At 66.6% G+C, this 19,230-nt stretch carries 20 protein-coding genes and 1 tRNA gene; 16 read left to right on the forward strand and 5 right to left on the reverse strand.

The window, feature by feature from the left end; genetic code table 11:
- Positions 1-67: 67 nt before the first annotated feature.
- Positions 68-397, reverse strand: a complete 330-nt coding sequence (locus tag ACZ54P_RS25345) for a hypothetical protein (protein WP_465464038.1) — start codon at positions 395-397, stop codon at positions 68-70.
- A gap of 107 nt (positions 398-504) precedes the next feature.
- Here ACZ54P_RS25345 and msrA point away from each other — a divergent pair, with 107 nt between their 5' ends.
- Together msrA and ACZ54P_RS25355 are read left to right on the forward strand one after the other, a co-directional pair.
- On the forward strand, positions 505-999 hold the full coding sequence (gene msrA, locus ACZ54P_RS25350; protein ID WP_465464039.1) for a peptide-methionine (S)-S-oxide reductase MsrA: 495 nt from the start codon (positions 505-507) through the stop codon (positions 997-999).
- Between the two features lie 631 nt (positions 1,000-1,630).
- Positions 1,631-2,344, forward strand: coding sequence for a hypothetical protein (locus ACZ54P_RS25355; protein WP_465464040.1), 714 nt, complete (start codon positions 1,631-1,633; stop codon positions 2,342-2,344).
- Between the two features lie 437 nt (positions 2,345-2,781).
- Here ACZ54P_RS25355 and ACZ54P_RS25360 read toward each other — a convergent pair whose 3' ends face one another.
- Positions 2,782-3,774, reverse strand: a complete 993-nt coding sequence (locus ACZ54P_RS25360) for a hypothetical protein (RefSeq protein WP_465464041.1) — start codon at positions 3,772-3,774, stop codon at positions 2,782-2,784.
- Positions 3,775-3,862: 88 nt separating this feature from the next.
- Entirely contained in the window at positions 3,863-5,602 is a 1,740-nt protein-coding gene (locus tag ACZ54P_RS25365) for a DNA/RNA helicase domain-containing protein (protein WP_465464042.1), read from the reverse strand.
- 284 nt (positions 5,603-5,886) lie between these two features.
- On the opposite strand from ACZ54P_RS25365, the gene ACZ54P_RS25370 reads away from it, so the two are divergent.
- On the forward strand, positions 5,887-7,764 hold the full coding sequence (locus tag ACZ54P_RS25370) for a DNA/RNA helicase domain-containing protein (RefSeq protein ID WP_465464043.1): 1,878 nt from the start codon (positions 5,887-5,889) through the stop codon (positions 7,762-7,764).
- Between the two features lie 5 nt (positions 7,765-7,769).
- Entirely contained in the window at positions 7,770-8,024 is a 255-nt protein-coding gene (locus ACZ54P_RS25375; protein WP_465464044.1) for a hypothetical protein, read from the forward strand.
- Between the two features lie 193 nt (positions 8,025-8,217).
- On the opposite strand, the gene ACZ54P_RS25380 is transcribed toward ACZ54P_RS25375, so the two are convergent.
- Positions 8,218-8,290: transfer RNA gene (locus ACZ54P_RS25380), tRNA-Arg, on the reverse strand.
- A gap of 356 nt (positions 8,291-8,646) precedes the next feature.
- On the opposite strand from ACZ54P_RS25380, the gene ACZ54P_RS25385 reads away from it, so the two are divergent.
- The 5 genes from ACZ54P_RS25385 to lspA all read left to right on the forward strand — a co-directional run bounded on the left by ACZ54P_RS25385 (position 8,647) and on the right by lspA (position 12,654).
- Positions 8,647-9,300, forward strand: coding sequence for a response regulator (locus ACZ54P_RS25385; protein WP_465464045.1), 654 nt, complete (start codon positions 8,647-8,649; stop codon positions 9,298-9,300).
- The gene (locus ACZ54P_RS25390; protein WP_465464046.1) at positions 9,300-9,914 is read left to right on the forward strand and encodes a trimeric intracellular cation channel family protein; all 615 of its coding nucleotides are present in this window, start codon (positions 9,300-9,302) and stop codon (positions 9,912-9,914) included. Before ACZ54P_RS25385 ends, ACZ54P_RS25390 begins: the two co-directional genes overlap by 1 nt.
- Before the next feature lie 85 nt (positions 9,915-9,999).
- Entirely contained in the window at positions 10,000-10,692 is a 693-nt protein-coding gene (locus ACZ54P_RS25395) for a response regulator transcription factor (protein ID WP_061984811.1), read from the forward strand.
- Positions 10,689-12,113, forward strand: a complete 1,425-nt coding sequence (locus tag ACZ54P_RS25400; RefSeq protein WP_465464047.1) for a HAMP domain-containing sensor histidine kinase — start codon at positions 10,689-10,691, stop codon at positions 12,111-12,113. Before ACZ54P_RS25395 ends, ACZ54P_RS25400 begins: the two co-directional genes overlap by 4 nt.
- A gap of 22 nt (positions 12,114-12,135) precedes the next feature.
- Positions 12,136-12,654: a signal peptidase II gene (gene lspA, locus ACZ54P_RS25405; RefSeq protein WP_465464048.1), complete on the forward strand. Its 519-nt coding sequence runs from the start codon at positions 12,136-12,138 to the stop codon at positions 12,652-12,654.
- Here the strand turns inward: lspA and ACZ54P_RS25410 are convergent.
- Positions 12,632-13,015 carry a VOC family protein gene (locus ACZ54P_RS25410; protein ID WP_465464049.1) on the reverse strand — a complete coding sequence of 128 codons (384 nt, stop codon included), beginning with the start codon at positions 13,013-13,015 and terminating at the stop codon, positions 12,632-12,634. The genes lspA and ACZ54P_RS25410 overlap by 23 nt on opposite strands.
- Before the next feature lie 83 nt (positions 13,016-13,098).
- On the opposite strand from ACZ54P_RS25410, the gene ACZ54P_RS25415 reads away from it, so the two are divergent.
- The 7 genes from ACZ54P_RS25415 to ACZ54P_RS25445 all read left to right on the forward strand — a co-directional run bounded on the left by ACZ54P_RS25415 (position 13,099) and on the right by ACZ54P_RS25445 (position 19,088).
- Complete coding sequence (locus ACZ54P_RS25415; protein ID WP_465464072.1) at positions 13,099-13,899, forward strand: DeoR/GlpR family DNA-binding transcription regulator; 801 nt, start codon at positions 13,099-13,101, stop codon at positions 13,897-13,899.
- On the forward strand, positions 13,896-14,978 hold the full coding sequence (gene galT / locus ACZ54P_RS25420) for a galactose-1-phosphate uridylyltransferase (protein WP_465464050.1): 1,083 nt from the start codon (positions 13,896-13,898) through the stop codon (positions 14,976-14,978). The genes ACZ54P_RS25415 and galT overlap by 4 nt, the downstream gene beginning before the upstream one ends.
- 72 nt (positions 14,979-15,050) lie before the next feature.
- Complete coding sequence (locus tag ACZ54P_RS25425; protein ID WP_465464051.1) at positions 15,051-16,493, forward strand: S1C family serine protease; 1,443 nt, start codon at positions 15,051-15,053, stop codon at positions 16,491-16,493.
- A 417-nt stretch (positions 16,494-16,910) separates the two neighbouring features.
- On the forward strand, positions 16,911-17,144 hold the full coding sequence (locus ACZ54P_RS25430; protein WP_465464052.1) for a hypothetical protein: 234 nt from the start codon (positions 16,911-16,913) through the stop codon (positions 17,142-17,144).
- On the forward strand, positions 17,144-17,842 hold the full coding sequence (locus ACZ54P_RS25435; RefSeq protein WP_465464053.1) for a response regulator transcription factor: 699 nt from the start codon (positions 17,144-17,146) through the stop codon (positions 17,840-17,842). The genes ACZ54P_RS25430 and ACZ54P_RS25435 overlap by 1 nt, the downstream gene beginning before the upstream one ends.
- Entirely contained in the window at positions 17,839-18,888 is a 1,050-nt protein-coding gene (locus tag ACZ54P_RS25440) for a sensor histidine kinase (protein WP_465464054.1), read from the forward strand. Before ACZ54P_RS25435 ends, ACZ54P_RS25440 begins: the two co-directional genes overlap by 4 nt.
- A gap of 2 nt (positions 18,889-18,890) precedes the next feature.
- Positions 18,891-19,088 carry a hypothetical protein gene (locus ACZ54P_RS25445; RefSeq protein ID WP_465464055.1) on the forward strand — a complete coding sequence of 66 codons (198 nt, stop codon included), beginning with the start codon at positions 18,891-18,893 and terminating at the stop codon, positions 19,086-19,088.
- Positions 19,089-19,230 lie beyond the last annotated feature (142 nt).

Genomic DNA, 19,230 nt, shown 5'->3' on the forward strand with positions numbered 1-19,230 from the left:
CGTGGAGCTACACGTTAGGGGGTCACCCAGGCGAGTCCGAACGGCCCATCTTTTTCACGCAGCGTGCTCACGTCGTGAACAGTTCGAGGTGCACGGTCGTGCCGTCGATCTTCACCTTGCGGACGACGCGGCGGCCTTCGACGAGCCGGTCGTCCTCCGTGACGCCGGGGGCGAAGTTCGACGCCCTGAGCAGCTCGGGAACGTCTGCCACCGGCAGGGTGAGGACGACCTGGTACCTCGCGTCGATGCCCCGGTCGTACTTCGTCTCCAGCACCTTGCCGCTCGCGGGCATCGAGATCCCGCCGAACCGGAACGCCTCGTCAGGCGTCGGCGGCGCTTCGGTGCTGGTCGAACACGCTGTCAGGAGCAGGGCCAGTGCCGCGAGCAGGATCTTCACTCACGTGAGACGCACGGTGAACGTAAGCGTTCCGTCACACTTGGACGGGGATGACAGGGACGGCCGGACGCGTTGTACTGGTTGTCAACGACCAGAGGAGATCAACAGTGACGGAAAAGGCTGTTCTCGCGGGCGGCTGCTTCTGGGGTATGCAGGACCTGTTCCGCCGGCACCCCGGAGTCGTCTCCACCAGGGTCGGCTACACCGGCGGCGACGTGCCGAACGCGACCTACCGCAACCACGGCTCGCACGCCGAAGGCATCGAAATCGTCTTCGACCCGGCGCAACTGTCGTATCGGCAGATCCTGGAGTTCTTCTTCCAGATCCACGACCCGACGACGCGCGACCGCCAGGGCAACGACATCGGCACCAGCTACCGCTCGGCGATCTTCTACACCGACGACACCCAGAAACAGGTCGCCGAACAGACGATCGCCGACGTCGACGCCTCCGGCAAATGGCCCGGCAAGGTCGTCACCGAGGTGACCCAGGCCGGCGACTTCTGGGAAGCCGAGCCCGAACACCAGGACTACCTGGAGCGCATCCCGAACGGCTACACCTGCCACTACGTGCGGCCGGAATGGCAGCTGGGCGAGCGCTGATCGTCGCGCTGCACGTCTCTTCCGTGCACGCTTACGAGGGCCGTCCTTCCGACGGACCTCGTGCTGATCCAGCGCCGGTCTCGCGCGACCTCGTCGAGGTGCGCGCGGGACTGGGGCTGGTGGGGGACCGGTACTTCAACCATCCCGCGCATCGCTCGGCCGCGGTGACGCTTTTCTCTGCCTCCGTGCCTGGTGATCCGTTGCTTGCGCGGCGGAACATCGTGCTTTCGGGTTTCGACGTGGATGCTTTGCCGCGGAATTCTGTTGTCACGTTGGACTCTGGCGACGGTCCGGTGCGGTTCGAGGTCCATCGGCCCGCCAATCCCTGCGCGTGGATGGACGTCGTCTATCCGGCTGGGACTTTTCGGGCTTTGCGTGGGCGGGGTGGGAAGCGGTGCGTGCCGCTGGATGACGGCGTCTTACGGCTAGGCCCCGTAGAGATCTCCGTGTGCGAGGGTGCGTAGGTCCTCCATGCCGCCTGGCAGACACGCTTTTCGAGCGCAACTACCTGGTTCACTCTTTCGAGGTAACTGCTTCGTAGCGGCCAACCATTGGAAAGTGTCAGACGTGTCTGGTCCACTGGTCGATTCGATCGGGCGGGAGCAGGCGGCGTACTGGGAGGGTTCGCGAAATGGCGGAGGACACTGGGTGGCGGACGCTGCCCGACGGCCGAAGAATCAAGTTGCGGAACAAGAGCACGGGCGCGGCGGTAGCCGTCGCGGCCGCGATCGTGGTCGCCGGTGCGAGCGGCGGCCTGAGTGGGCTGGGAAGCCTCGGCGGCGGTTCTGGTGGTCAAGCTCTGCAGGGCAACTCGGCCGGTGATGTCGCCGATTCTCTTCCTGGGCGCTCGCTCAAGACGCGAATGGCCGAGGCACAGAAGTCAGCGAGGCAGGGAAAGACGGATGAAGCCTTGAGCCGGTTCAAGCTCAAGCGGCTCAATCGCGGAACTGAGCACCGGATCGAGTGCGTCGCGTCCTCGAGCGGAAAGGTTCGGGAATTCCTGGTCCGTACGCCGTGTACCTCCCTGGACCGGATGTTGATGGCTGTGGGTGACGGACACGGGAACGCGGCCGTGATCTCGGTTGTCCGTGTCGGTTTCCGCAGCAAGAAGCAGGCCACGGCGTTCGAGGAGGTCGAGGCGATCCACGGTAGCGGGGACATCCGGCCGTTGGAGATCGCCGCGGTGCTTGGCCTGGCGAACGTCCGCATCAGCGGCCTGCACTACTCCTCGCGTCCGGAGGGGTACGGGATGGTCGTGGCGGAGACCGACACTGCGACCGGTCACGTGGACACCTCCACCCTGGAGGCGCTCGCCGATGTCGCGGTATACCTGCCGGTGAAGTAGCCGAGCCCGAGACAGCGAGTGGAGCGCGCTCAGCTGGTCGAGGCAGATCTGGATCCGGGTGTTCGAAGAGGAACCGGTCAGCTTCGTCACGGTTGACATGGGCTTTGTCGGCAAGCCATTCCGCCGCTCGACGGTTCGCCCGGTTATCCCTAAACGCGTTCCAAGCCGGAATGAGTTCCAGATATCCTCGTATAATTCGTCCTTGAAATGGCGAAAGGCATCCTTGCCTCGAATGGCCCTCTCCAACCGGCGACTTGCCCGGTCATCACTGATGCCTTCCGCGAAGTCCGCCATGTCCTCGTACCAGCCATAGGGGGAAAGGGGTCTATCTTATCAGGTCCACGTCGTCGAGGTCGACCGGATTCTCGCCGTCTATCCCGCCCTCGCGGGGCCAGTAGCCCGTCCAACCCGGGCATACGGCCGGCATAACCGCCGGATCACCGGCCAGAACCGACAAGCTTGTTGTACGCCACGGCGGCGAGGCGCTGGTTGACTTCGTCGAGGGTAAAGCGCGCAGGGTCGAATTGGCCGGGGTCGTCGAGGCCGAGCCAGCCGAGGATGTCCTTGTGTTCCTCGTGGCCAGAATCGCCCAACCGTGCCGCGTTGTCGAGCAGGTCGGCGACGGTTCGCCGTGATGGAGCGGTGATGGGCTCGGTGTGTTCGTCGCAGAATCGGCGAAGCAGCTCCATCCTCACGGTCAGGCCGTGTTCTTCGACGACCCGTAACAGAATCTCGTCTTTGTCGGCGAGCGGCAGGTTTGTCACCCAGGCTGCGAACTGCCTGAGATCGGCTGAGGTATCGGCGAGCGGTGGGCTCGTCTCGGCCGCGCTCGCGAGCAGGTCGTCGTCGACACGGAGGAAGTCGGCGAGCGCTCGTTGGGGCGCGGTGAGCGTGGACAGGCCGGGTGGCACGGGCGGCTCGAGGTCGTTGTCCGCGTCGGGCTCGAAGGCGTACTCGTCTCGTTTCCAGACACCGTAACCAGCCAACCAGGCGAGATAGAGGGGCCGGAGATCACCCGCCGCTAGTTCGGCACGGACTCCGACGATGGGCGACAGTCCTGCTTCGGCCTCGTAGGTGAATTCGTCGGATTCGTCCTCGCTCGTCAGGTCTAATACCAGGAACTGGTCCGTCGTACGAGCCGACAGATAGGGGTCGACGCAGTAGTCCTGGACCGCCTCGAGATCGAGAAGGCGATGAGGCAGACGGAGCATGAGCCGGTGTGCTCCCCAGTTGGCCACGTACACATGCGCGTCGTAGCAGCGCTCCATGAGCAGGTCCGGGTCGCCGTGGAAGTCACCCCAGTGGTACTCGTTGACGAAGCTGGTAGCGGTGATCCTCGCGCGGGTGGACAGAGAACGTACGTCGGCCTGTTGACGTTCGTCGAGCGGCCGGTCGATCGCGAGGAATTCGTAGTACTGGTATTCACTCATCGCCTGCCGCGCCGATCTCCACACTCGCCGTAGTCGAAGCGCCAGGGTAAGCGGCGCCTTCCTGCACCTTGTGAGGTGGCAGGGTGGCCTACCGAGTCATTTCTTCCAGGAACTCCTGGGTTTCGGGATCTTCCGAGAAGATGGCCGTACCGCGCATCCCGCGCGTGAGTAGAACTTTGTAGGTATTCTTGATCAACGCGCCGAAATGCAGCTCGTCCGCCTTCCTCACCTCGGAGTCCTTGGAGTTCTCGCGCACCGGACGCCACATGCCGTCACGGCGGACGAGATCCTTGCCGAAGATCACGCCTGACCAGTCGTACTCGAAGCCCTGAGCGGTGTAGATACACCCCACCTGCCCGAAACCGCGTTCGTCCGTCGCCCAGTAGCTGGAACCGGGAACGTCCGGCACCGTCTTCTCGCCTTTGGCGTTCCAAGGCCGTTTCCATGCTCCGATCCGGACGTCGTCCACCAGGCGAAGGCCATCGGAGGTCTCGACCGGATTGCTCCATGGCCAGCAGAAACCGGCCGCGAGCCGCCCGACCCCGCCATGGCGCGCCTGCTGGTGCAGTACCCAGGACTCCAGCGCCTCGGGTGAGGCGGCGGTGGTCAGTGTGATGCCTTCATCGAGCGGACCTGCCAGCTTGCTCCAAGGAATCGGCGGTTCGGAGGAACCGAGGCCGAGCAGTCTGGCGACCCAGGTGTCGTAGGAGACCGAGCCGCCGCACCGCAGCTGATCGTGCAGCCGGACGACTTCCACTTCGCACCCGAGTGCGCGGGCAGCGGTGGAGATCTCCTTGAGAGACCCCATTTCCCCTGGTCGCACGACCTGGTGTTCGTCGAGAAGGAAAACGGGGACGGTCGCCACGTTGACGAGTTCGTTGACCTGACGATCAGCGCGTTCGCGCCGCTCCTTCTTCGTGAACCTGTCGACGCCCTTTTCCCGGATACGGTGTGCTTCGTCGCAGATCAGAACGTCCAGTTCGCGAGGCTCACTGCCCACGTAGGCGTTGAAGTACTTGAACAAGCTCTGGACCCGGGTGTTGCCACGGCCCGCGTACTTGCGCATGGTCATGGTAAACGACTTCGAACCGGTCGCGTGGTGTACCGCGAGACCTCGGCGAGCCAGCTCGCCGAGCAGGCTCAGCGCGATCACGCTCTTACCCGAACCTGGGCCGCCTTCGACGATCACGACCGTACGCGTCTGAGCCGCCCGGGACCGCTCGACCGCGTGCAGCACCAGCTCGTACGCGACCTTCTGTTCGTCCAGCAGAACGAACTGCTCGCGATCCTTGATCTCGGCCGCGGCCAGCTCCAGCAACGGCTTGGTAGGACGGTGCGTGAAGCCGCTGAACTCGTCGCCGGCCGACACATTGGCCCGCCTGGTGGCCGAGGAGTCGAGCACGGCGTTGAGGTGCTCGCCCATCGCTGCTTTGTCATCCATGGTGAACACACGGTCGTCGGGACTGGGGTTGTCCTGGAGGAGGCCGGCGACGTCCGTTCGACGCGCGTTGTGCAGGTACGCAATGCCGTGCGCCGCTTGCGGCCGATCCGCGAGCGCGGGGGTGTGGTCCACGAAGTACTGGCGGTATCCGTGAACCTGCTCGGCCGGGTGAAGGTGTCGTCCTGGAAGCCCGGGCACATTGATCACCTCGGACAGGTACGACTCGGCTTTGGACCACTGTTTGAGTTCGATGAACACGAACGAACTCTGGCCGGTACGAGGATGGATACCGCAAAGCACGACGTCGATGCGCTGCTTGCTGTGCGGCAGCTGATGCTCGAGAAGGACTTCGACGTCGCCGAGACCGGTGTCCGCCAAATCCGCCAACAGGATAGGCAGGCTTTTACGCCAGGAAGCCACCTCGCTAGTCCCGACCCTGCTGTCAAGCGCGAATCCGGCCTGCTCCTTCAATCGGCTGTGCAGGTGTCCCGCGCGAGCTTCGATCAACAGATCGGCCGCGCCGCCGCGCACAAGAGCCACTCGTCCCTCCCCTGGGCGTGTGGGTCGCTCGAATGCTTCCCAGCTGTCGATCATAACCCGCTAGAGTGAAGCTTGCCTCCACGCAAGAGTGTGGAAGGCCAAGTGACGGGAACAGCCCTGGGGAGGGTGGCTTGCCGGTCAGCAAGACTGCGGATGACCTGCGGAAAGAACTTCAGCACGAACGCATTCTCCTGGACCTCGCGCGACATACAGGAGTCACCTACAAGGCGTCGGAGCAGCGTGGTGAAATCGGTTCATGGCGCCGGAGTCTTCCGGTGCTCGCCGAGCTGTTGTGCGCCGCTGGACTAGAACATGTCCAGGTCCTGCTCGAATACCGGCTTCCGTACAGTCCGAAACGCGTGGACGCCATCCTCTGCGGAATCCATCCGGAAACCAAGAGGCCTTCCTATGTACTCGTCGAGCTGAAGCAATGGAGTGAGGCGAAGGCGGTGGGCGCGGGCCTGGTGAGAGTCCGTGGCGGGAGGCGTCAGCCTTACCTCCATCCTGCTGAACAGATCAGGCGATACTGCCGCCAGTTGCTCGACTTCGTCCCCGCGTTCGCGCGAGTTCCCGGTCAGGTCAAGGGGATCGCATACCTGCACAACGCCGTACGGGGCAAGGACTGGACACTGGACGATTTCGATTTCGACGATTTCGGCCAGCTCTACACATCGGACCTGCAAGGCGACCTGCTGGCCGATCTGTGGTCGGTACTCGACACGGATCGTCAGACAGCCGACGCCGCGATGGCGGCGGCCCATGAGTTGATCTCCGCGCCACCGGCACCGGCTCGGAACCTGCTCAAAACAGCCGCGGATGCCTTCTTCGCCAGGGACGAATTCGTCCTGCTCGATGAGCAGCAGGTCGCTTACAAGACCGTGCTCGACGCGGTCGCGGAGTCCGGAGACGAGAACAAACAAAAGAAGGTCGTCGTCGTCAGTGGCGGCCCCGGATCCGGAAAGAGCGCTATCGCGGTGACGCTCCTCGCCGCCCTGGCGAGGCAGCAGCGAAAAGCGCTGCACGCGACCGGTTCGAAAGCCTTCACCGAAACCTTGCGAGAGAAGGTGACCGGCGACGACGAGCGATACGGCGAGATCTTCAAGTACTTCAACGAGTTCGGTTCCGCTCCGGCGAACGCACTCGACGTCCTCATCTGCGATGAGGCCCATCGTGTCCGGGGTATGCCGGCCCGGCTGCACGGGAGGGTGCGGAGTCAGATCGACGAATTGATCGAGGTCGCCAAGGTGCCGCTCTTCCTGCTGGACGAACACCAGGTGGTACGTCCTGGCGAGATCGGGACCAAGAGTGACATTCTCGCCATCGCCAACCTGAAGGGTTGTGAGGTAGTCGAGATCAGCCTCGACGGCCAGTACCGATGCGGTGGCTCGGCGCGCTTCGACGAATGGGTTGTCCGCCTGCTGGGCCTCGGATCCGGACCGCCGGTGGCCTGGTCCGAACTCGTCGAGGGAAGCGAAGACGAGTATGTGGTCGACTCGGCCGGATCACCACATGAACTGGAGAGCTGGCTGCTTCGGCAGACGAAGACCTTCTCGGGCACGGCGAGGATGGCAGCGGGTTTCTGCTGGGATTGGAGTGATCCGATCGAGGTCGACGGAAAGTCGCGGCTGGTCGATGACGTTCAGATCGATGGATGGCGCCGTCCGTGGAACACCAAACGAGGATTCGAGGTTCCAGGAGTTCCGTCGGCTTCCTTGTGGGCTTCGGAACCTGAGGGATTCGGGCAGATCGGCTGCATCTACACCGCGCAGGGCTTCGAATATGACTGGGCCGGTGTCATTTTCGGCGACGATCTGGTCATCCGCGGCGGTAAATGGGTCGCCCGTAGCGATTTCTCCTTCGATCGTTCTGTAAAGGATGCCGAAGCACCGAAATTCGATCGATTGGTACGGAACACCTACAAGGTGCTCATGACGCGTGGCATGCAAGGAGTGTGCGTCTACTCGAAGGACGATGAGACGAACGGTTTCCTGCGAAAGTTCGCGAGGTAGCCAAGATGACCCAGGTCGGGGCGGCCGCCCGCGTCAGGCTACCCCGAGGAGGAGAATTCCAGGCCCTATGGCTCGGCGAAGCCATCAGTGTCGTGGGTGACCAACTGGCGAAGGTCGCCGTCGCGATGTCGGTGTACGAGCGGACGGGGTCGGCGGCTTGGAGAGGCGCCGCGTACGCGGCGACGTTCTTGGCGCCACTGGTGGCCGGGCCGGCCTTGGCGGGATTGGCCAATCGCTTCGCGCGCAAACCGCTGTGGTGACCTGCCTGCTCCTGCAGGCATTTTGCGTTTTCATGATGGCGATTCCGCGGCTTCCGCTGGCGGCAATCGTGGTGGGCGTGATCTTCGTGGCGACGTTCCAGGTCCCAGCCCGCCCAGTCCCCGCGGCGAGCCTAATGCAGATCATCCCGCGGTGTGTCCCGGCAGATGGTTGGTCTCGGCGAAGTCGATGAAGTGCCCCCGGCAGGATTCGAACCTGCGACACCCGCTTTAGGAGAGCGGTGCTCTATCCCCTGAGCTACGAGGGCATGTACTGCCACGCGCAGCTTACCGGGTGACCGCCCCCGGTCGAGCACGAGGGCTCAGTCACACCCGGCAGGCCGGAGCACCCGAACGGCGGTAGCCCTCAGGCGGGCACCGAGTACGGCCCGGTGAGCAGGCCGAACCCGGACACTGGCCGTCTAGTGACACTCGACCTGCGGATCCGCGCAGCAGCAGCCACACTCTCCAGCAGCAAATCGGGGACTGAATCGAGCCCGAGATCGACACAGATGACCCGCAGGGGTCACTCGTACGTGTCTGGTTTCGAAACCCTGAACAACAGTAGGTAATCTTCGTTAACGGGACGCGGTACCCACGCTCCCCCGGCTGCCGGAGGGCTTAGTTGATCAAGCTCATGTTCGCCGACGACGAGGAACTTGTTCGTTCGGGCCTGCGTGCCATGATGTCGGGTGCTGCCGACATCGAGATCGTGGGCGAGGCGAGCGACGGGAGATCAGCGGTCGAGGTCGCCCGGCGGTACCACCCTGACGTCGCCCTGCTCGACATCAAGATGCGGTCGCCTGACGACGGTATCCGGGCGCTCAGGGCCATCCTCGCGTTGCCGGACCCCCCGACCGTGGCCATGTTGACCACGTTCGACATCGACGACTACGTCAGTCTTGCGCTCCGGCTCGGGGCCAACGGCTTCCTGCTGAAGGACATCGACCCCGCCGCGTTGCTGCGGGCGGTCCGTGACCTGGCGCGCGGGGGTGCGGTGCTGGATCCGGGGGTCGCGGCGCGCATGGTCCAGACGCATCGGGACGAGCAGCGGGCCGCGCAGCCGGCGCGCAAGCTGCTCGCGTCGTTGTCCGATCGGGAGCGTGAAGTCGTCGGGCTGATCGGGCAGGGGTTGTCCAACGCGGAGATCGGCGGGCGGCTTCACCTGTCCGAGGCCACGGTCAAGGGCTATGTCTCTGCCGTCCTGTCCAAGATCGGCGCGGCGAACCGGGTGCAGGCCGCGCTGCTGGCCTATCGCGGTGGCCTGCTCGACCAGTAATGATCCTCACCGCGCTCGAGTTCCTCGGCTTGATCGCGTTCGCGGCTTCGGGTGCGCTCGCGGCGGTGCGGTCCAGGTTGGACGTCTTCGGAGTGGTCGTCGTGGGGCTCACGACGGCCCTCGGCGGCGGGATCATCCGTGACGTCCTGCTCGGGATCACGCCGCCGACGACCTTGCGGACCTGGCCTTATCTCGCGGTCTGTGGTGGGACGGCGCTGGTCGTGTTCGTCTTCCATCCGCAGATCGCGAAGCTGCGGCGCGGCGTGCTCCTCGCCGACGCGCTCGGGCTCGGGGTGTTCGCGACGGCGGGTACCACGACCGCGTTGAACGCGGGCGCTACTCCCTACGCGGCGTGCCTGATCGGGATGACGACGGGTATTGGTGGCGGCGCGGTGCGTGATCTTCTGCTGCGCGAAATCCCGCTCGTGCTGCGGAAGGAGATCTACGCGGTCGCGGCGCTCGCGGGGGCCGTGCTGGTCGTGATCGGTCACGCTCTGCGACTGCCGCCAGGGCCGGTGACGGCCGTAGCAGCCGCGGCCGTCGTGGGGGTTCGCATGCTCGCTTTGTGGCGTAGATGGAACGCACCTGTTGCGAAAGGGCCCGAGACCGGCTGAAACGTCTTGCGGACTGCCGGATTTCCTTTGTTTGTTCTGTGTGTGTTCTTAGGCGAGTCTCAGCACGCTGCGTAAGACTGTGGCCATGCGCATCCTCGTAGTGGACGACGACAGGGCCGTCCGTGAATCACTCAGGCGATCCCTTGAGTTCAACGGCTACCAGGTGGAACTGGCCGGGGACGGCGCGCAGGCCCTGGAAGCGATCATCGCCAACAGACCCGACGCGATGGTCCTCGACGTGATGATGCCGCGGCTCGACGGCCTTGAGGTCGCCCGCCGCCTGCGAAGCACTGGTGACGACCTGCCGATCCTCGTGCTGACTGCCCGGGACACCGTCTCCGATCGGGTGTCCGGCCTGGACGCCGGTGCCGACGATTACCTCCCGAAGCCCTTCGCGCTCGAGGAGCTTCTCGCTCGCCTTCGCGCGCTTCTGCGCCGGGCGATCCCGGATCCGCAGGCGGGGCAGAACGCCGAGCTTCTTTCGTTCGCGGACCTCACCTTGGATCCGGGGACGCGTGAGGTGCGCCGGGCAGGCCGGGAGATCAGTCTCACGAGGACCGAATTCGCGCTGCTGGAACTTTTCCTCTCCTACCCGAAACACGTCCTGACTCGCAGCCGGATCCTGGAGGAAGTATGGGGATACGACTTCCCGACGTCGGGCAACGCGCTGGAGGTCTACGTCGGCTACTTGCGCCGAAAGACCGAGGCTGGGAACGAACCGAGACTGATCCACACGGTCAGGGGCGTGGGATACGTGCTGAGGGAAACCCCGCCGTGACAGACCCGGTCCAGGTCGCCGACGGGGCCGAAAAGGATCCGCGCGGCGACCGCTGGAGCACGCGGCGCTTCTCACTCCGCGGCCGGGTGACGCTGCTCGCGGCCGCTTCGGTGGCGGGCGCGGTGGCGTTGGTGTCGCTCGGCGCGTATCTCGTCGTGAAGGAGAACCTCTACCAGCAGGTCGACGACAACCTGCTCGCCCGCGCGCAGGCCGCGGTCGACTCACCGCAGGTGCAGACCGAGCTGCAGCAGGTTCCCGGCGCCTTCCTGGCCAGCGCGGACCTGCAGATCGGCCAGCTGACGGTCGGGGAGAAGATCCGGCTGACCTATCCGCAGTCCGGAAGCCGCCCGCCCTACGGCGCGGACGAGATCGCGGTCGCTTCGGGGACTTCGCCGTTCTCACTGCGCACTGACCCGAGGACCGACAGCCGGGTCGTGGCCCTCCCACAGGGGCCCGGCCAGGCGATGGTGCTCGCCCAATCACTCGGCCCGACCAAGCGCACCCTGAACGAGCTTTCGGTGGTCCTGTTCCTGATCGGCGGCGCCGGCATCCTGGTCGCCGCGGTGGCGGGAACGGCCGTCGCGAGGGCGGGTTTGCGGCCGGTCGACAGGTTGACGTCGGCGGCGGAACGCGTCGCGAGCACGGGTGACCTGCGGCCGATCCCGGTCAGCGGCGACGACGAACTCGCCCGTCTCACCCAGAGTTTCAACACGATGCTGGGCACGGTCGCCGAATCGCAGGAACGGCAGCGGCAGCTCGTCGCGGACGCCGGTCACGAGCTCCGGACTCCGCTGACGTCGCTCCGCACGAACCTGGAACTCCTGCTTTCGGCGAGCAGGCCGGGCGCGCGGACGCTGTCCGACGAGGACCGCAGCGACATCGAGGCCGACATCCGCGGCCAGCTCGACGAATTGACCCAGCTGATCGGCGACCTCGTCGAACTCGCGCGCCAGGACGAGCCGCGGATCGAGCACGAGCGGGTCGAGATGGTCGACGTCGTCGAGCGCGCACTCGACCGGGCTCGCCGCCGCGCCGGCGAGATCGAATTCGACGTTTCGCTGCAGCCGTGGGTACTGACCGGCGACACCAGCGCGCTGGAACGCGCGGTGCTGAACCTGCTGGACAACGCGGTGAAGTTCTCGCCGGAGGGATCGACGGTCGGGGTCCGGCTGTACCCGGTCGGTGACGGCACCGCGGTGCTCGAGGTCGAGGACGCCGGACCGGGAATCGCCGACGAGGACCTGCCGAAGGTGTTCGACCGCTTCTATCGCTCGTCCGAAGCCCGGACGCTGCCCGGTTCGGGGCTCGGCCTCGCCATCGTGCAGCACGCCGCGCAGCGGCACGGCGGCGACGTCTACGCGGGACGCGCTCCCGCGGGCGGTGCGCTGATGACCTTGCGGCTCCCGGGAGCCCCTGCTTGAGAGCGGATTACTCTACCGAGTGATGAGCACCGAGAACGCGCCTGAGCTGCCGCCCCGCCGTCTGCTTTGGACACTGCTGGTGGCCGCGGTGCTGCTGGCGGCCGACCAGCTGACCAAGTGGTGGGCCGTCGACGCCCTCACCGACCGGGCGCCGATCCCGGTGATCGGCGACTTCATCCGGTTCCGGCTGCTCTACAACCCGGGCGCGGCGTTCTCGTTAGGCGCCGGTTCCACCTGGATCTTCGCGATCCTGGCCGCCGTGGCGGTGATCGCGCTGCTGTGGATCTCGCGCAAGGTCCGCTCGGCGGGCTGGGCGATTTCGCTTGGGCTTCTGCTCGGCGGCGCGACGACGCATCTGGGAGACCGGCTGTTCCGTGAGCCGGGCTTCGCGCGCGGTCACGTCGTCGACTTCATCGACTACAACGGCTGGTTCGTCGGAAACGTGGCGGACATCGCGCTGTTCTTCGGCGCGGTCTCGCTGTTCGTGCTCAGTTTCCGCAATGTGCCGATCGACGGCGTCAAGCAGACGGCGTCGGAGTAACCAGGCAGAACTCGTTTCCTTCGGGGTCGGCAAGCACGACAAGCCCGTCTTCGGGACGTGCGAGCACCCTCGCGCCCAGCGCGACGAGCCGTTCGACGTCGTCGCCGGTCAAGTCCAGGTGCACGCGGTTCTTGGCGACCTTCCCCTCCGGAACCTTGTTGAAGAACAGACGCGGTCCCGTCGGGGCTTCGACGAGCACTGAAGGATCGTCTTCGGGGCCAGAAAATCCCAGTGAGCGAAGCCGCTCAAGCTCTTCTTCGTCATAGGGTGCGACTTCGTAACCGTCGAGCACCGCCGCCCAGAAGCGGGCCAGCGAAGCCGGATGGCGGCAGTCGAAGACGGCGTCGCGAAGCGTGGCCATGACTCCATGCTGGCAGGGTGGCTTGGCTCGTCGCGCCATGTTTATTCGTGTAGAATTTTGTGTAGTTGATTCAGGGAGGGTTCGTGCTCGCGCGGCAACGACAGGCGGTGATCCTCGAAGAGGCTCGCCGGACCGGGGCGGTCCGAGTCAGCGACCTCGTGACGAGGCTCGGTGTCTCCGACATGACGGTGCGCCGTGACCTCGACGTACTCGCCGGTCGCGGCCTGGTCGAGAAGGTATACGGCGGTGCCACCTCCATTGTCGGCAAAAGCACCGACGAGCCCGGTTTCGAGGCCAAATCCGTCCGGCAGCGCGTGCAGAAGGAAGCGATCGCCGCCGTCGCGGCCGGGCTGGTCCGGCCGGGCACCGCGATCGGCATCTCCGCCGGCACCACCACCTGGACGCTGGCCAGGGCGCTCGACGGGATCCCGGGGCTGACGATCGTCACGAACTCCATCCAGGTCGCCGACGTGCTGCGCGGCGAGAGCCAGCCGGAGCGCACGGTGGTCCTCACCGGCGGTGTCCGCACCCCGTCGGACGCGCTGGTCGGGCCAGTCGCCGTGCAGAGCCTGCGCTCGCTGCACCTGGACGTCGTCTTCCTCGGTGTGCACGGGATGGCCGACGGCCCCGGTTTCACCACCCCGAACCTCACCGAATCCGAGACCGACCGCGCCCTGGTCGAAGCGGGCCGCAAGCTGGTCGTGCTCGCCGACCACACCAAATGGGGCATCGTCGGGATCTCGACCATCGCCGGGCTCGAAGAGGCCGACGTCGTCGTTTCGGACGACGGTTTGTCCGACCAGGCAAGGGAAACGCTCACCGAACAGGCTGGTGAGCTGATGATCGCCGAAACGGCGGAGACGGCTGAGGCTGAAGAAGCGTGAAACGCACGGTAAGGCACCTGGCCGACGGCCGGGAAATCATCTATTTCGACTCTCCCGGCGCGCCCGAGCGCACCGCCGAGGACACCCGTGACCTGCCGCGGGTCGCGGCGGCGTCGGAGATCCGGCGTGATCCGCTGACCGGCGAGTGGGTGGCGATGGCCGCGCACCGGCAGACTCGGACCTACAAACCGCCGGCCGACCTGTGCCCGTTGTGCCCCACGAAACCCGGGAAACCCAGTGAGATCCCGGAGCGGAACTACGACGTCGCGGTGTTCGAGAACCGCTTTCCCTCTTTCGCCCGCAACGCCATCGGCGATACGTCCACAGTGGACGGTTCGGGCCTCGTGCCCATCGCGCCGGGGGTCGGCCGCTGCGAGGTCGTCTGCTTCACCAGCGATCACGACGGTTCTTTCGCCGGGCTGACGGCCAAACAGGTCCGCGCGGTCGTCGACGCCTGGGCCGACCGCACCGCCGAACTGTCCGCGATGGACGGCATCGAGCAGGTCTTCCCGTTCGAGAACCGCGGTGAAGAGATCGGCGTGACGCTGAACCATCCGCACGGCCAGATCTACGGCTACCCGTTCGTCACGCCGAAGACCGAGCGGATGCTGGCCCTCGCCCGCGCGTACGAGGCAGAGCACGGCCGTCCGGTGATGGGCGACGTGCTGGCCGCCGAGCGGGAATCCGGCGCCCGGGTCGTGGTCGCGGGAAAGCACTGGACGGCGTTCGTGCCGCCCGCCGCCCGGTGGCCGGTGCAGGTCCAGATCGTGCCGCATCGCCAGGTCCCCGACATCCCCGCGCTATCGGACGCGGAGCGCGACGAGTTCGCCGATGTCTACCTCGAGGTCCTACGCCGCTGCGACGGGCTCTACGACCGGCCGCTGCCCTACATCGCGGCCTGGAACCAGGCGCCCGCCAAACGCGATCGCGAACTCGGCTGGCTGTACCTGGAGGTGTTCTCGGTAATGAGGTCGAAGGACAAGCTGAAGTATCTGGCCGGTTCGGAGTCCGGGATGGCCGTGTGGATCAACGACGCGACCCCGGAGCAGATCGCCGAGAGGCTGCGCGGCACCCACTGATGAGGCCATACTCATGAGCGAAGCACAGCTTCGGCTCAGGAACCTCTCAGGACCATCCCGCAAGGTAGAGACATGACCGAGAACGATCCCAGCGGCCAGAACGCCGAGCAGGCGCGGCCCGCCGGCGCTCAGCCGGACGCGGACCAGAGCGCGAGCTGGGCGGCTCAGCCCGCTCCTTCGCAGCCTGACGCGACCGGCCTCGGCGGCCATGCCGCTCCCCATGGTGGACAGGCCTACCCCACGGAACAGCAGTACAACCCGTGGTCGCCCCAGGCACAGCAGACTCAGACGCAGCAGACGGCGACCTCCGAGCATCAGACGCAGGGCACCTACACCCAGGGGCATCAGGTCCCGGGGCAGCAGGCGCCCTATGGGCAGCACGCCCAGCCGGGCCCGTCGGTCTACGCGGTCCCGCAGCAGCGACAGGCTTCGAAGTCCACTTCGGGCAAGCTGCTCGCCGGTGTCGCGGCGATCGCCCTCGTCGTCGGCGGGGTCGCGGGCGGCACCGTCGGCTATCTGACCGGTGACGACTCTGGCGGCAACTCCGTCAACGCGCTCGACGCGCCGAAGCCCGCCCAGCAGACCGGCAACGTGCCCGCGGGGTCGGTCGAGTCGGTGGCGCAGAAGCTGTCGCCGAGCGTGGTCGAACTGCAGGTTTCCGGCCGGGCCGGTGCGGGCGGGGGCTCCGGCTTCGTGCTCAGCACCGACGGCTACGTGCTGACCAACAACCACGTCGTCAAGGTCGCCGCGGGTGGCGGGCAGATCCAGGCGGTGTTCCAGGACGGCAAGAAGGGCACGGCGACCATCGTCGGCCGCGACCCCACGACGGACATCGCCGTGGTGAAGGTCAGCGGTGTCAGCGGGCTGACCCCGGTGGAGCTGGGCCGCTCCGACGACCTGCGGGTCGGGCAGCCGGTGGTCGCCATCGGTTCGCCGTTCGAACTCGCGGGCACGGTCACCGCGGGTATCGTCAGCGCCCTGAACCGGCCGGTGAGCGCCGGTGGCAACGGTGACCAGACCACGGTGATGTCGGCGGTGCAGACCGACGCGGCGATCAACCCCGGTAACTCCGGCGGCCCGCTCGCGAACATGTCGGGCCAGGTCATCGGGATCAACTCGGCGATCTACAGCCCGAAGTCCGCGCAGAGCCAGGGCGGCGAGAGCGGCGGCAACGTCGGCATCGGCTTCGCCATCCCGATCGACCAGGCGCGCCGCACGGCCGACGACATCATCAACACCGGCCAGGCGACGCAGACCTTCATCGGCGCGCGAGTGCAGACAGTGCCGACCGGTGGAGCGCAGCTCGGTGAGATCTCGCCGGGCAGCCCCGCGGAGAAGGCGGGCCTCAAATCCGGCGACGTCGTGACGAAGCTGGACGACCGGCCGATCCCTGACGCGGACGCGCTCGTCGCCGCGATCCGCACCCGGGCGCCGAACGACAAGGTCAAGTTCACACTCAGCGGTGACAGGGTGGTCGAGGTGACCCTCGGCGGCCAGCCGGTCACCCCGAACTAGATTTCCCCCAACGCTCGGCCGCAGTGCGCGGCCGAGACCAAACCCCGGCCCGAACCCCCAGCGGGCCGGAACCAGAGGCCACGTGTGACCGGCTGCCAATCCCGGTCACACGTGGCCCTTTTTGTCCGGGAGGGGCGGTCTCCCTGGCGAAACCGCACGCAGAGACACTAATCGGACACCCAGTCGGCAGCACGTGTCCATTGTGGACACCGCGTCCGTCTTCATGGGAGGATCCCAGCGTTCCGGCAAGAATCCGCTCAGCGCGATCGTTCACGGACAGCACGGCAAGTCCGGGGTGGACGGCCGAAAACCCTTGCCGTGCTTACGGAATCATGAAGTCGGCGAAGTTCTTACCGAGTTCTGACGGTTCGCTTCTCCAGTCCGCCGAACGTCGTGAACGTGGTTATGGTGCCGGTGATGTCCACTGTCACCGCGCCCGCCCGCACGGGTCGCCGGGCCGAGCTGACCACCGTCGGCCTGGCGATGCTCCCGTTCGCGGGCCTGCCCGGCCTGTCGAAGGCGGAGGTCGAGCGCACCTGGCTACCGTTCGCGGTGTGGCTGCTGCCCGCGGTAGCGCTGCTCGCCGCACAGGCGGCCACGGCGCTGGTGGTGAACCAATTTGGTGCTGACGAGCTGGTGAGGTGGATGTGATGGCCGAACAGGGCCGCGTACTCGTGGTCGACGACGACGAGACCGTCCGGGACGTCGTCCGGCGGTACCTGGAGGTCGCGGGCTTCGACGTCGACGTCGCCGGGGACGGCACCGAGGGGCTGCGGCTGTTCGCCGAGACCGGCGCGGACCTGGTGGTGCTGGACGTGATGATGCCCGGCCTCAACGGGCTCGAGGTGTGCCGTCGCCTGCGGCAGATGAGCCAGGTGCCGATCGTCATGCTGACCGCGCTCGGCGAGGAGGAGAACCGGATCGCCGGGCTCCAGCTCGGCGCCGACGACTACGTCACGAAACCCTTCAGCCCCAAGGAACTCGCGCTGCGGGTGGTCTCGGTGCTGCGTCGCGCGCGGATGCCCCGCCCGGCACCGGCGGCCACCGAACTCGCCGACGGCAACCTTCGCCTGCAGATGACCGCGCGGCAGGCGAGCATCGGTGGCGTGGAACTTCCCTTGACCAGCCGGGAATTCGACCTCCTGGCGTTCTTTCTCGCGCATCCGGGGGTGGCGTTCTCCCGAGCCGACCTGCTGGAGAAGGTCTGGGGCTGGGACTTCGGCGATCAGTCCACAGTGACCGTCCATGTGAGACGGTTGCGGGAGAAGATCGAGAAGGATCCGGCGAAACCCGCCCGGGTCGCCACCGTCTGGGGTGTCGGCTACCGGTACGACCCGGTGCGGCCGTGATCGGCGCGGGCGAGTCGTTCGCCGAGATGCTGGCGCACGCCTGGCACATCCTGCCGTTCGCGCTGCTGTTCGCGCTGCCGGTGGTGCTGCTCGGCGGGCTGGCGTTGTACCTGCTCAGACGCGGTTCGCTGGCCAGCACGATGACGGTGCTCGTGCTGATCCCGGTGCTCGCGACACTGGTCGCGGTGCTCGGCGTCAGCGGGTTCATGTTCACCCCCGCGCTGACCACGATGACGCTGGTCTGCCTGCTGGTCGCGCTGGTGACCGTGCCGGCGGCGCTCGTGCTCGGCCGCGTGATCGCGCGCCGCAGTGTGTGGGAGCGGGAAGCACGGGAACGGGAGCGCGCGGCCGAGGCGTCGCGGCGTGAACTCGTCGCGTGGATCAGCCACGACCTGCGGAGCCCGCTGGCCGGGATCCAGGCGATGGCCGAGGCCGTCGCGGACGGTGTCGTCGCCGATTCCGGCGAGATCACCGACTACGCCCGGCGGATCAGCGGGGAGACGACGCGGCTCTCGGGCATGGTCGGCGACCTCTTCGAGCTGTCGCGGATCACCGCCGGCGCGCTGGAACTGACCATGGCCGCCGTGCCGCTGCGTGACGTGGTGAGCGACGCCGTCGCCGCGCAGGCGCCGCTCGCGGGGCAGAAACGGGTGCGGATGGTCGAGCGGGCGGACGCCTGGCCGGTCGTCTCCGGGAGCGACCCGGAGCTGGCGCGGATCGTGCGCAACCTGGTGTCCAATGCCGTCCGGCACACCCCGCCGGACGGGACGGTGGCGGTCCAGCTCGGTATCGACGGTGGCGAGGCGTTGCTGGCCGTCGACGACGGGTGCGGAGGGATCCCCGACGACGAGATCGGACGCGTCTTCGACGTCGCCTTTCGCGGGACACGGGCGCGGACGCCCGAACGCGGCGGGCTGGCGAGCGGTGGCGGGCTCGGGCTGGCGATCGCGAAAGGGCTCGTCGAGGCCCATCGCGGCCGGATCGGCGTCCGCAACCACGGACCCGGTTGCCGCTTCGAAGTCCGGCTGCCCCTCTCGACGTCCTGACCGTGTCAGTGCCATGTCACGGCTGTGACGGCGCGGGTACCGTCCTCAAGGGAATGGGCGGCTTCCACGGCTACAGGACGCTGATGGTCAGCACGCCCGACGGCAGCAGGACCTACGAGCTGTCCATGACCTACGGGGACTCCACGGCGGACCTGGGGCAGGCGTACTTCAACGCGGACAAGATGCTCTGCGGCAAGTGAGGCTTCGGTACAGGTCGTGAGTGGTAATGACGGTTAGAACCGTCATTGTTACTAGTCAGGTGGTTGTGGGGTTGGTTGGTAGCCAGGGGTTTCCGGTGATGGCGTCGCGGAGTGCGGTCAGGGTGTTGAGGCCGTTTTTGCG

It is taken from the genome of Amycolatopsis sp. NPDC034160, from assembly GCF_055575355.1.